Genomic DNA, 12,524 nt, shown 5'->3' on the forward strand with positions numbered 1-12,524 from the left:
CCGCAATTGAGGAGAACAGCAGGGCTAGCTCAGCAACTGCGCCTTTGCCGCCGCGAACTCGGCATCGGTCAACACGCCGGACTGATGAAGCTGTCCCAACTCCTGCAGCTTGGAGACCAGATCGTCCGCGCCTGAAGGGGGAACGGACTGCACGGGGGCGACCTGCTGCTGCGGCGGCGGCTGTTGCTGCTGATATTCCTGCTGCTGCTCGCTGGCCTTTCGTTGACTCCGTCGATCCATGGCGTTGGACGTCGCCTTTGCGGTTCCAGCCACTACCGCCGTGCGCGCCACCGTGCCGAGCAACCCCGGCCGCCCTCTGCGTCCACCTCGAAAAACCATGCCGAACTCCTTGGGTAATTGTCGCTACTGAAATGCTGCTTCGACCGCTGCGACGACTACCTCGCGCGGTATCTGAACGTGAAGGACTACGTCGCCGCCGCCACCGCGAACCGTCGACGCGAGCTCACGCGCCCACGTCTGCTCGTAGACGATGACTGCGGCGGACGTTCCTGGTTCGAGTGACTCACGGACCACGTCCAGGTCCTCGTCACTGATCAATGCCTTGGCTTCGATGGACAGAACCGCCAGTCCGATGTCGGTGAGATCTTCGTCGACATCGATCTGCGACACCTGTCCGTCCGCGTCCTTGGCGATGTACACGAGGTCGAGCAGAGTGACAAAACCTCGTTCCACCACGTTCTGCAGCGCGGCGACAGCTTCAGGATCCACAGTTGAACCTGGGAATGCCAGCACCACGAGCTCGACCGGTCCGATGTTCATTGCGTCGTTCATCCATCAAGCCTGGTGGCTCGGACGCTTGGGAACCTCACCCGCAGGGGATGAATTACCCGATGCGATCGAGTTATTTGTTGCGACGAATGACTTCGCGAATCGGCCGTACGTGTACGCCTTCTGCTGCGAGGGCTCGCCGGGCTTTGCCTCGGGTGACGAGCACACCGACGATACCGAGAATCCAAACTGGATATTGCACCATCCAGGCGACACGGAATCCGTCGAACGTGTACCCGCCCATGTGCCCGAGGATGACGCCCATCACTTGAATCACGATGAGGGAAGCGAGGAATCCCCCGATGTTGACCATGCCCTGGGCGGTGCCCATCGCCGAACTCGGATTGGATGTGCGCGCGTAGTCGAAGCCGATCACCGAACCCGGCCCACCCACCGAGATGACGACCACCAGGATCGTCAACAACCAGAGCGGAGACGGTTCGCTTCGTGAAAGCACGATCGTCCACATGAGCGCGCTGGCCACCATGATGGTGAGAACCAACCACGATCGACGCATGGGATAGCGACCGGTGAGAATACCGAGGATCGGGCCGGCCACGATTGCCGAGATGACTGACAGCGTCAGCAGCGAGCCGACCGTCGTGGAGTCGAGGCCTTGAGCCGATTTCAGGTACGGCACACCCCACAGCAGCGCGAACGTCGTGATCGAGAACTGAGTCCCCATGTGGCTGAAGAACCCGAGTCGGGTGCCGGGCCGCATCCACACCGTCTTGATCTGTCGCCCGATCTCCTTGGCGCCGGCCGGCACGGCGACCACGTCGGCACCGGGAGGCGCGTCGCGGATGACACTCAACGCCAGCGCAAACGCCAACAGTCCGACAGCGGCAGCGCTGCCGTAGGCAAAAGTCCAGCCCGGTCCGGACAACAGCAACATGAACGGAAGCGCAGACATCACCTGGCCCAGCTGACCGAGGATGCCCGTGAACTGCGAGACCAACGGCACCTGCCGGGGCGGGAACCACTGCGGTACCAACCGCAACACCGAGATGAAGGTGAGTGCATCCCCGGCACCGACGGCAATACGTGCACCGATCGCGACGGGCAGCGATTCGGTGAAGGCGAGAGCCAACTGCGCGGACATCATGATGAACGCACCGACTGCGATCATGATCCGCGAACCGTAGCGGTCGAGGAGGACTCCCGCCGGAATCTGCATGCCGGCGTACACAACGATCTGCAGCACGACGAAGCTCGACAGAACGCTGGGCGAGATCGAGAACCGATCAGCAGCAGACAGACCCGAGACGCCGAACGAAGTGCGGTGAAGCACGGCGATCACGTAGGCAAAAACACCGACACCCCAGACCAACCACACTTTTTTCATCGGGTCTGTATGTTACTCCTGTCTTTCGCAAGGCTCAGGACATGATTATTCGCGGCCCTGAGAGACCCAATTCAAATCAGCCGAACGGAAGCCTTCGGTAATCGCGGCGAGGGAGTCGAGGCGAGCGATCTGGTCTTCGCTCAGAACGATGTCCAACGCTTCGGCGTTTTCCGTGACTCGTGCAGCGAACCGCGTGCCGGGAATCGAAACGGAAGGCAACCCGTGCTGACGGCCCTTGGCATCGAGCCATGCCAGGGAAACCTGTGCAGGCGTCGCGCCGAGCTCCTCACCGACGGCGCGGACCACGTCGAGAACCTTCTGATTAGCAGGGAGCGCGGAGTCCGAGAAGCGTGGGAAGCGTCGGCGCAGGTCGTTGTCACCGAGCGTCTCCGCATCGAACGATCCCGCCAGGAAGCCTCGGCCCACAGGTGAGAAGGGCACGAATCCGACTCCGAGTTCCGCGGCGGTGGGTACTACCTTGTTCTCGACGTCCCGACTCCAGATGCTCCATTCCGACTGGATCGCCGCGATCGGATGCACCCCGTACGCACGACGCAGTTCATCGCCGGTCGCCTCGGACAGGCCGATGTTGCGGACCTTGCCCGCCTTCACCTGCTCCGCGATCGCGCCGACGGTGTCTTCGATCGGCACGTTCGGGTCGACCCGGTGCAAGTAGTAGAGGTCGACATGATCGACGCCGAGTCGTCCCAGAGACTCGTCGAGTGCCCGCGGCACGTAAGCCGGGTCTCCGTTGATCCCGCGCTGACCGTTGGCGATGTTGCCGACCAGACCGAACTTGGTCGCCAACTGCACTTCGTCCCGGCGGTCTTTGAGAAGCTCTCCCACCGCACGCTCGCTCGAGCCCTCGCCGTACACGTTGGCGGTGTCGATGAACGTGATCCCGATGTCCACCGCATGGTGCAGCGTGGCGAGCGCCTCGGCCGGATCCACCGGGCCGTAGACCGGGGCGACGGACATCGCGCCGTATCCCTGGGCGCTGACAGTGAGACCTTCGGCCAGAGTGACGGTGGGGACGGTCATGAAAACTCCTCGATTCGACTGAGCGACAACCCCGACAGTCTTCACCGAATCGAAGCCTCACGCACCGATTAACGTCACGCTGATCGGGTTACCCTCGAGTGATGGCATTCGATTGGCTCGAACTCGTACTCACCGCCCACCGCGAATTCGGTTCACGACTCGCTGCGGTCGAGGACTGGAACGCACCCACGCCCGACTCCGACTGGCACGTCGAACACCTCGTCCGCCACGTCATCGAGGAGCAGCAGTGGGTACCGCCGCTCCTGGCCGGACTGACGGTCGGCGAGGCGACACCGGACATCGTTCCCGTCGGGGACGACCTGTGGACCGAATGGCAGAAGTACTCCGATGCCGCAATCAAAGCGTGGAAATCGACGGACCTCAGTGCCCACGTTCACCTCTCGTACGGCACGGTGAAGGTGGAACCCTATCTGCGCCAGCAGACCTCGGACGTCACGATCCACACCTGGGACCTTGCGCGAGCGGTCGGAGCAGACGAGCGGCTCGATCCAGACCTCGTCGAGGCCGTCTGGTCCGACCTCGACGGGCAGCGCGACATGCTCGCCGAGAGCGGACTCTTCTCCGATCCCGTCGACCTCCCGGACGATGCGTCGTTGCAGGACAAGCTGATTGCCCTGACCGGTCGCGATCCTCGTTAGACGTTCAGCGACACACCCGTCGTGCGGGCGACGCCGTCCCAGCCGCCGGCAGGTGCACCGAGGCCGAGCAGAGCCGCAACCGTCGGCGCGACGTCGATCGTGTGAGCCTGCGTGTCGATCTTCCGTCCACCGTCCAGAGCGGGATGTCCGCCGCTGAGGAAGAACGGGATGGGCAGTGTCACGAAATGGCCGTGGTTGCCGGGAATCGGGTTGGACAGTGGAGTCGGATCACTGAACCGCCAGCCCTGAGCGCAAAACGCAACGACGTCACCGGCATTGGTGCCGAGATCGAATTCGGCGGGGAGGTGGCTGGATTCGACGCCGTCCACACCATCCACGATCTGCTGAATCCGGCTGACGGCTTCCGCCCGTTCGCCATCGGGTCCGACGAAGTAGATCAGGTCTGCGCCACCGTTCTGGGCGATTCGAATCTTGCCTGCCAGCAACGGGTCCGCGTTGAGCGGTCGATCGAGTCCGATGAGCCGCGCGGGCTCCGACCAGTCCATCGAGTGGTCGGCCAACACGATCAGAATGCTCCGATTCCAGCGACCCGTGTCATGAAGGAAGTCGACGAAGCGGCGAACCTGGTTGTCGGTGTTCTGAAGTGCAGCCGTGCGAGCGATCCGGATGGACGGACCGGACAGATCCAGGTGCCCGACCCGATCGACGTCACCGAGGTTGGTGAACGAGAGCCGCGGCGAGTTCCCGCCGACGATACGGATCAAGGCGTCGATCGTGAAGTTGTCCGGCGCATGCTCGGTACCGGGAACGAGCGGCTGAGGATCCCACACCAATGAGGCGCGGTCACCGAACAACCCGTGCAGGTAGTGCTTGGACAGCACACTCGCAGTGGTCAATCCGAGTTCGGTGCGTACCCGATCCAGAACCGTCGATGCCTGCAGGTCGGAAGGCCGATCGAGGTCCCGCTTCTTGTCGATGGCCGGATCGTAGACGGAGTTGGCGGGTACACCCGAACGCGCCGGCAGCACTCCCGTCATCATCGCCGTGTGGTTCGGCAGCGTCTCTGCGATCGTGATGGCACTGGCGTCCGGGTAGTGGATACCGCCGGCCGCAAGCCCGGTCAGCGTCGGGGTGAGCTCCGATCGCAGCTCGTCCGGCCGCATGCCGTCTACGACTATGACATGCACGTCCAGGTCTGGGATTCCGGCGCTGGTGGGAACACTCGCGCGAGCGGGCGTTCCGAGCAATGCCGTTCCGGCGACAACACTTCCACCGATCAGAACGCTACGACGCGAAACTTCGATACTCACTGGTCGACTCCTGGTCGGTACGAGGCCTGATCGAGGGCGGCCGAGGTGGGTGAGACTCTACTGCCCGCGCCTGCCGGCAGACGGTAGCTCACGGCGTAGTGCGCATTGCTCTGCGGATTGGTGAGATCGTCGACGTAGTACCAGTCCATCTGAGTACCTTCGCGGGCAATTTCGAATACGCCGTAGCCGTGCGAATCCAGTTCGACGTACCGCACGTGGCGGTTCACGGCCTTGAATGCTTCTTCTGCCGCAACGGTTACCGTGCGCGGTGGCACTTTCAGCATGTCGTCGATATTGGGCGACGTCACCGACGGGACGACGAACTCGGCGCCGACGGTCGGCCCACCCGGATAGTTGGCGGCGTTGGTCGGTAGGTCGCAGGCCCATGACGTGTGGATGTCACCGGTGATGAAGACGGTGTTGTCCACACCGTTCGAGGTGATCGCGTCGAAAAGCCTGGTGCGGTCGGCGGTGTACCCGTCCCACTGATCCGTGTTGTACGGGACACCGGCCTGCGGCACACCCACCAGTTCGGTCAACGCCGCGGTGGTCGCCGGTTCCAGCGGCGGGAACACGCAGGGCGTGATCATGACCGGATTGCCGACGACCTTCCACTGCGTCGGGGAGGTGACGATTCCGTTGGTCAACCAATCCATCTGTGCGCGTTCGGTAATGGTGCGCGACGGATCGTCGACCTGCTTCATGGTCGGTTGCTCGTCGCGGTAAGTACGCAGATCGAGCATCGAGATCTCGGCCAGATTCCCGAAGCGGAACCGACGATACAGCTGAACGCTCGAACCACTACCCGACGGGCGGACGGGCATCCACTCGAAATATGCCTTGGCCGAGTTGGCCTTTCGATCTGCCCAGTCACCTTCGACACCGGGAGTGTGGTTTTCGGCGCCGTCCCGGTACGCGTTGTCGGCCGATTCGTGATCGTCCCACGTGGTGATGAACGGGAGCTTCAGGTGCAGAGCTGCCAGATCCGGGTCTGTCTTGTACTGCGCGTGCCGAATTCGGTAGTCGGCCAGCGAAATGATCTCGTGGGCCGGCTCGTGAAGGCGAACGGATCCGTTTCTCGCGCCGTACTCCCCCTGCCCGTACTCGTAGATGTAGTCACCGAGGTGGATGATCGCGTCGAGGTCTTCGCGGAATGCGAGGTGACGATAGGCACCGAAATACCCCGCCTCCCAGTTGGAGCAGGACACCACGCCGAAGCGGAGACGATCGAGATCTGCCGAGTTCGACGGAGCCGTGCGGGTGCGGCCCACCGGAGAAACAGTCGAACCCGCAGTGAATCGGTACCAGTACGTCGTCGACGAATCGAGTCCGGTGACGTCGACCTTCGCGGTGTGATCGGAATCCGCCGAAGCAGCAACACTTCCGGACGCAACGACGCTCGCGAACCCCTCATCGGTCGCGACCTGCCAGTTGAGAGTCACCGCCGGCCCGACGCCGGAACCGGGCGTCGCGTCTGCCGTCGGGGTGATGCGGGTCCAGATGATCACCGCATCCGGCAACGGGTCACCGGATGCCACGCCGTGCGCGAAGCCCGGGCTGCCACCCGGAACCTCGGCACCGGCGTGGCTCGCCGAAGCGACACCGAGACCTACTGCGCCGGCGAGGGCCGCCGATCCCTGCAGCAGGCCACGTCTGGATATTCGATCGAAGGCATTCGTGTGCACGCTAGGAGTGAACCCGCACCTGAACGGGCGTTCAAGAGAGCTTCGGGATGTTCACCCAGGCTTCGCCTGCGCTTCTCTGGAAGTTTGATCGAGTCGATCCCGATTACAACCGGTAATCGAGGGCCGAGCCTCGAACCACACCGACCTTGACTCCGATGTAACCGCCGAGTGCACCCCCGGCCGCGATCAGGATCCAGAACGCCGGCGGAAGCAGAGCCTCGGACCCGTCGACCTCGGAGAACGCGGAATAGCCTGCGATCAACGCGCCGAACAGGATGGGCAGTATCAGCAGAGCGGCAAAGAAAGTCACCCACACCGATACGAAGCGGCCCTTCCACCGGGCAATCTCGTGCAGAACCGTCAGAACGACCAGGAAGACACCACTACCGGTCAAGAAGGCGGCCAGAACTGCAAATCCGAAAGCCGAAGTCAGTTCCGACTCCACGTGAATCCCCCTGTACGTCAATCACCTGCACACTCAGCCCCAACTGCGATGCGACGAGTCTATTCACGACGGACGGCGTTTGTCGGCAAGTCGAGTCGCTCGTCTGCCGGAAACACACCCCGCTGACGCCTATGCTTGGAAAATGACCGAACCCGACATCAAGCCCAGAAGTCGTGACGTCACCGACGGACTCGAAAAGACCGCAGCGCGCGGCATGTTGCGTGCAGTAGGAATGGGCGACGACGACTGGGTCAAGTCGCAGATCGGCGTCGCCTCGTCCTGGAACGAAATCACGCCATGCAACCTGTCCCTCGATCGCCTGGCCAAGGCCGTCAAGGAGGGCGTACGGGAAGCCGGCGGGTTCCCTCTCGAATTCGGCACTATCTCCGTCTCCGACGGCATTTCGATGGGGCACGAGGGCATGCACTTCTCCCTCGTCTCCCGTGAAGTGATCGCGGACAGCGTCGAGACCGTCATGCAGGCCGAGCGTCTCGACGGATCGGTCCTTCTCGCCGGCTGCGACAAGTCGTTGCCCGGCATGATGATGGCGGCGGCCCGCCTCGACCTCGCCAGCGTGTTCCTCTACGCCGGCTCCACCCTCCCCGGCGTCGCCAAACTTTCCGACGGCAGTGAGCGGGAAGTCACCGTCATCGACGCGTTCGAGGCGGTTGGCGCCTGCTCGCGTGGGCTGATGAGCCGCGCCGACGTCGACACCATCGAACGGGCGATCTGCCCGGGCGAAGGCGCGTGCGGCGGCATGTACACGGCAAACACGATGGCCAGCGCCGCCGAGGCCATGGGAATGTCGCTGCCCGGCAGCGCTTCACCGCCCGCACCGGATCGTCGCCGCGACGGCTTCGCCCGCGAGAGCGGCAAAGCCGTTGTCGAGCTCCTGCGTCGAGGCATCACCGCCAGGGACATCCTCACCAAGGAAGCATTCGAGAACGCCATTGCAGTCGTCATGGCATTCGGCGGATCCACCAATGCGGTGCTCCATCTCCTCGCGATCGCGCACGAAGCGTACGTCCCGCTGACGCTCGACGACTTCGCTCGCGTCGGCGCGAAGGTCCCGCACCTCGCCGACGTCAAGCCTTTCGGAAAGCACGTCATGACGGACGTCGACCGTATCGGCGGCGTCCCCGTGATCATGAAGGCATTGCTCGACGCGGGACTCATGCACGGAGATTGCCTGACCGTCACCGGTAAGACCGTGGCGGAGAATCTCGCGCACATCACCCCGCCCGATCCCGACGGCAAGGTCCTGCGGGCGATGAACAAGCCCATTCACCCCACCGGAGGCATCACGATCTTGAAGGGGTCACTCGCGCCCGGCGGCGCGGTGGTCAAGTCGGCAGGATTCGAGTCTGATGTATTCGTCGGCACTGCACGGGTTTTCGAACGCGAGCGCGCCGCGATGGATGCTCTCGAGGACGGCACCATCACCGGCGGTGACGTTGTCGTCATCCGCTACGAAGGCCCGAAGGGTGGTCCCGGCATGCGCGAGATGCTGGCCATCACGGGCGCGATCAAGGGCGCGGGTCTCGGCAAGGACGTCCTGCTGCTGACGGACGGACGATTCTCGGGCGGCACCACCGGCCTGTGTGTCGGACACGTTGCGCCCGAGGCCGTCGACGGCGGTCCCATCGCGTTCGTTCGCGACGGCGATCAGATCCGGCTCGACGTGGGTACCGGACAACTCGAATTGTTGGTCGACGACTCCGAATTGGAAGCCCGCAAGAAGGGCTGGGAGCCGTTGCCGCCTCGCTACACACGTGGTGTGTTGGCCAAGTACTCCAAGCTCGTGGGATCAGCCTCGGGTGGAGCAGTGTGCGGCTGATCCCAGCCCGCCGCTAGATCGGCCGGTACCCGGCGCCGACACCTCCGTGGGCATTGATCGTGTCCACGATGGAGGTCATGTTGGTGCCGAGTTCCGGCCCCAGGCACGGCACCCAGAGGTAGGCGTTGACCATCGCGACCAGCGTCGTCCCGACCGTGACCGGGGCTCCCGAATCACCGTGGTCGACGCAGATCTGAGTCCAGGTGGATGCGTCGGCGCTCAGGTCTCCCCAGACGACGCCGCAGGTCGTGCCCGTCGTACGGCCTTCCTTGCAGGCTGTAGCCGGGAAGCTGGCTGGAGCGCCGATCGAGGTGATGGTTGCCGCGCCCACCGTTCGAACTGGTGTGACCTTGCCCGGATCGAACTGGATGACCCCGTAGTCCAGGTCCGGGTTCGACTCGACGAACGTGCCGACCACGCCTGCGTCCTCGTTGCTTTCCGGGATCACGAACGATCCAGGACCACCGCAGTGACCTGCGGTGATACCCACGAGTCTGCCGCCGTTGTCGTGACCGATAGTGGTCAACGTACAGACCAGCTGATTGTCGATGATGATGCCCGAACCACCACCCATGGGCGTGGGTGCAGCAACAGCGTTGCTGCTGACGATGAACCCGAGTCCGAGTGCCAAGACCAACGCTGCCAGAGCCGAAACAATTCGCTGCAACATCACAATCTCTCCGCCGGTAATCTCCCCGCTGCAAAAAACGCATACCCCGGAAAGTGCGGACCTACGCAGCGTTTCTAGTCGGTAGCTCCGAGCGCTTCGAGCATCTTGCGTGCCTCCTCGAGCTGACGACTCAACTCGTCGACTCGCGCTGCAGCCATGTCCCGTGCAGCGACGATGATGGACTCGACAGCCTCGATTGCGGTGGGCTCACCCAACTCGCGGACAGCTCGCTCGACCGCATCGGGTGCGACCGGAACTGCTTTGCCCGGCCGCTTGGCGCCCTGTGTGACCGTCACGCTCCAGTCGTTGTCCGCGCCGGCATGGATGGTGACGCTGATACCGGCCGGCAGTTTCTTCGCACGCTTGACGGCCGGACGAGGTGTCGCGGCAGGGGCAGCAGTGGTAGTCGGTACCGGAGCGGGTGCAGGCTGCGCACGCGGCTTCGGTCGAACAGGCTCTACGAGTGGCTCCATCAGGGGCTCGGACTCCACAACTGGTTTGGGCCGTGGCGCCGGTTTGGCCGGTGCCGCGGAGACGCGGTTGATGCGCAATTCCTCTGCCTCGAAAGGCAATTCGTCGTTGACGCCTTTGGGGCGGATCATCACGGTGTTGCCGTCCACCGACACGACTTTCGCCGAGGTACCGGCTTCGATCCCCAGGCTGGGAGTCGCCTCGCGCAGATAGACGGTGGCGCGCTTGCCTTCGGCGACAGCCGTGGCGAGCGCTGCCAGATTGTCCGCAGTGAGGTGATCCGGCGTTGATGCGGCAGCGCCGGAACGTCTACGGGGTGGCATGCGCAGGTCCTTTCAGAAGTATCTCGTGCATTTCGGTATCGACAGTGCTTTTCTCGGGGCAACTCTTGCACAAGCCACCGACGTGTTGACTCTCACCGCCCGCCTGAGCCCGAGGATCCGTAGACGGTTCGGCCAATTCAGTACTGTTCTCGGGGCACCGCGTGGAAGATGGTGGACAGAAATTCGTTGCGGCAATAAGGAGCACGGTGAGCAGTTCGGAGTCAGAGTGGATCGACGAGGTCACCGAACCCGCCCCTGCTGAATCTCACGCTGCTGAACCTCACACTGCTGATCCGGTCGACGTCGATGCTCATCTGCTCAGCCGGATTCAAGCCGACATCGAGGAGTCCCTCCTCGGCGGACCGCGCTGCTTCACGCAATCGCAGATCGCGGAATTCGCCGGTGTGACACGCGAGCGTGCCGATCGTTTGTGGGTCGCGATGGGCTTTGCCGTCGACGAGGATCCCGACGCCGTCATGTTCACCCAGCAAGACGCCAACGCCCTCAAGACGATCATCGACATGGTCAATCGAGGAGTCATCTCGCAGAGCAGTGAGGTGGCTGCCGCCCGTTCACTGGGGCAGTCGATGTCGAGGTTGGCTGAGTGGCAGGTCTCGCTGATCAGCACACACATCATCGACCAGCTCGCTGACTCGGCAGATCACGAGCCCGAAGCGATCCGGAAGATCGTTCTGCGCCTCGGCGCCGAGATCATTCCCGCTGTCGAATCTCTGCAGACGTACGTGTGGAAGCGCCACGTCGCGTCGTCGACGGGCCGCAACGTCGGAAACCCGGGCGAAGAAGTAGCGAGTCGTGTTCTGGTCGTGGGTTTCGCCGACATCGTCGGGTACACCTCGCTGACCCGCGGCCTCGACTCCGCCGAACTCAACGATCTGCTCGAGCGGTTCGAGTCCGCGTCCACCGAAATCATCGGTCGCAACTACGGCTGGGTGGTCAAGACCGTCGGTGACGAGGTCATGTTTGCCGCTGAAAGTCCCCACCACGCCGCCGAGATCGCTTTGCAGATCCAGCAGGCGGTCCTCGCCGATCACGACGATCCGCAGCTTCGGGTGGGTCTGGCCATGGGGCCGACGTTGGTTCGCTTCGGAGATCTCTACGGTTCGGTGGTCAACAAGGCCGCGCGTCTCACCAGCTCTGCTCGTCCCGGCACTGTGCTGATCGACTCCGAGCTGGCCACCCAGCTCGGCTCGGACGCCAATTTCAAACTACGACACCTTCGTCCGCGACGAGTGCGCGGCATCGACAGGCTCGAGCAGTACGTCCTTCGACGCAACCTGGAGCCGTGAGCGTCAGCTCGACACTCCGCGTGCAGCCAGAAAGTCGTCCACGATCTGCTCACACGCAGCCTCCCCGAGAGGCGTCAGCGTGGCCAGCTTGGTGAGCACCAAAGGTCCGACCAACTGAGCAAGTGCGACGTCGTAGTCGTACTCCCCCAACGCGTCGATCGCGTCCGGCGAGCGCAGGATCCGATCGAACGCGTGTCGGTACTGCTCGAAAACCGTCTGGCGCAGCGATCGCAATTCGGGCTTGTCCGTGGACAGGGCATCGACGCTCGAATAACCCTTCAGTTCCGGCCCCAAGCCGAGCCAGCACATCGCCGTCACCTGGATCGGTGCGCTTTCGATGGCCTTGGCCTGACTGGTCAACAACTCGAGCAACTGCGCGCGGAGATCGCCTTCACCGGACATCTCCGGCACCGGCGGCAGTAGACGTGCAAATGCCGCGGCGAGTAACTCCGTGCCGCTGTCGAAATGGCGATACAGCGTCGCACGCGCGACGTTGGCCAACTTGGTGACGGCATCGATCGTCACGGCGTCGACGCCGCCTTCTGCCAGCAGCGTGGTCGCTGCGTCGAGCAACCTGGACCTGGAACGCTGTTTGCGCGGGTCCTCGTCGTTTCCCTGCTGTTCGATTCCCTGCTTGTCGATTCCCACCGTCACAACTTCAGTTATACCCACTTGGGGGTT

Annotated in this window: 13 protein-coding genes; 3 read left to right on the forward strand and 10 right to left on the reverse strand. The window is 63.4% G+C overall.

What is annotated here, in order from left to right; translation table 11 throughout:
- Window positions 1-24: 24 nt before the first annotated feature.
- The 4 genes from PCS43_RS29555 to PCS43_RS29570 all read right to left on the reverse strand — a co-directional run bounded on the left by PCS43_RS29555 (window position 25) and on the right by PCS43_RS29570 (window position 3,175).
- Window positions 25-339, reverse strand: a complete 315-nt coding sequence (locus PCS43_RS29555) for an SHOCT domain-containing protein (RefSeq protein WP_058037684.1) — start codon at window positions 337-339, stop codon at window positions 25-27.
- A gap of 24 nt (window positions 340-363) precedes the next feature.
- On the reverse strand, window positions 364-792 hold the full coding sequence (locus tag PCS43_RS29560) for a DUF6325 family protein (RefSeq protein WP_209909857.1): 429 nt from the start codon (window positions 790-792) through the stop codon (window positions 364-366).
- A gap of 70 nt (window positions 793-862) precedes the next feature.
- Window positions 863-2,134 carry an MFS transporter gene (locus PCS43_RS29565; RefSeq protein WP_007732605.1) on the reverse strand — a complete coding sequence of 424 codons (1,272 nt, stop codon included), beginning with the start codon at window positions 2,132-2,134 and terminating at the stop codon, window positions 863-865.
- A gap of 45 nt (window positions 2,135-2,179) precedes the next feature.
- The gene (locus PCS43_RS29570) at window positions 2,180-3,175 is read right to left on the reverse strand and encodes an aldo/keto reductase (protein WP_209909860.1); all 996 of its coding nucleotides are present in this window, start codon (window positions 3,173-3,175) and stop codon (window positions 2,180-2,182) included.
- A 101-nt stretch (window positions 3,176-3,276) separates the two neighbouring features.
- On the opposite strand from PCS43_RS29570, the gene PCS43_RS29575 reads away from it, so the two are divergent.
- Window positions 3,277-3,834, forward strand: a complete 558-nt coding sequence (locus tag PCS43_RS29575) for a TIGR03086 family metal-binding protein (protein WP_007732609.1) — start codon at window positions 3,277-3,279, stop codon at window positions 3,832-3,834.
- Here the strand turns inward: PCS43_RS29575 and PCS43_RS29580 are convergent.
- From PCS43_RS29580 to PCS43_RS29590, 3 genes are all read right to left on the reverse strand, one after another.
- On the reverse strand, window positions 3,831-5,105 hold the full coding sequence (locus tag PCS43_RS29580; RefSeq protein WP_209909864.1) for an alkaline phosphatase family protein: 1,275 nt from the start codon (window positions 5,103-5,105) through the stop codon (window positions 3,831-3,833). The genes PCS43_RS29575 and PCS43_RS29580 overlap by 4 nt on opposite strands.
- Window positions 5,102-6,790, reverse strand: coding sequence for an alkaline phosphatase D family protein (locus PCS43_RS29585; RefSeq protein WP_209909867.1), 1,689 nt, complete (start codon window positions 6,788-6,790; stop codon window positions 5,102-5,104). Before PCS43_RS29585 ends, PCS43_RS29580 begins: the two co-directional genes overlap by 4 nt.
- Before the next feature lie 103 nt (window positions 6,791-6,893).
- On the reverse strand, window positions 6,894-7,235 hold the full coding sequence (locus tag PCS43_RS29590; RefSeq protein WP_003940142.1) for a hypothetical protein: 342 nt from the start codon (window positions 7,233-7,235) through the stop codon (window positions 6,894-6,896).
- 142 nt (window positions 7,236-7,377) lie between these two features.
- Here PCS43_RS29590 and ilvD point away from each other — a divergent pair, with 142 nt between their 5' ends.
- Complete coding sequence (gene ilvD, locus PCS43_RS29595; protein WP_003940201.1) at window positions 7,378-9,072, forward strand: dihydroxy-acid dehydratase; 1,695 nt, start codon at window positions 7,378-7,380, stop codon at window positions 9,070-9,072.
- A gap of 13 nt (window positions 9,073-9,085) precedes the next feature.
- On the opposite strand, the gene PCS43_RS29600 is transcribed toward ilvD, so the two are convergent.
- Together PCS43_RS29600 and PCS43_RS29605 are read right to left on the reverse strand one after the other, a co-directional pair.
- Window positions 9,086-9,742: a S1 family peptidase gene (locus tag PCS43_RS29600; protein WP_007732621.1), complete on the reverse strand. Its 657-nt coding sequence runs from the start codon at window positions 9,740-9,742 to the stop codon at window positions 9,086-9,088.
- 74 nt (window positions 9,743-9,816) lie between these two features.
- Complete coding sequence (locus PCS43_RS29605) at window positions 9,817-10,536, reverse strand: DUF6319 family protein (protein ID WP_003940205.1); 720 nt, start codon at window positions 10,534-10,536, stop codon at window positions 9,817-9,819.
- A gap of 161 nt (window positions 10,537-10,697) precedes the next feature.
- On the opposite strand from PCS43_RS29605, the gene PCS43_RS29610 reads away from it, so the two are divergent.
- A complete protein-coding gene (locus tag PCS43_RS29610; protein ID WP_209909870.1) occupies window positions 10,698-11,843 on the forward strand; it encodes an adenylate/guanylate cyclase domain-containing protein in 1,146 nt (381 codons plus the stop codon).
- A gap of 3 nt (window positions 11,844-11,846) precedes the next feature.
- Here the strand turns inward: PCS43_RS29610 and PCS43_RS29615 are convergent, their stop codons facing one another.
- On the reverse strand, window positions 11,847-12,497 hold the full coding sequence (locus PCS43_RS29615; protein ID WP_030537009.1) for a TetR/AcrR family transcriptional regulator: 651 nt from the start codon (window positions 12,495-12,497) through the stop codon (window positions 11,847-11,849).
- Between the last annotated feature and the right edge of the window lie 27 nt (window positions 12,498-12,524).

Origin of the sequence: Rhodococcus sp. C-2 (assembly GCF_027854095.1) — a bacterium.
In the GTDB taxonomy this organism is placed as follows: domain Bacteria; phylum Actinomycetota; class Actinomycetes; order Mycobacteriales; family Mycobacteriaceae; genus Rhodococcus_F; species Rhodococcus_F qingshengii.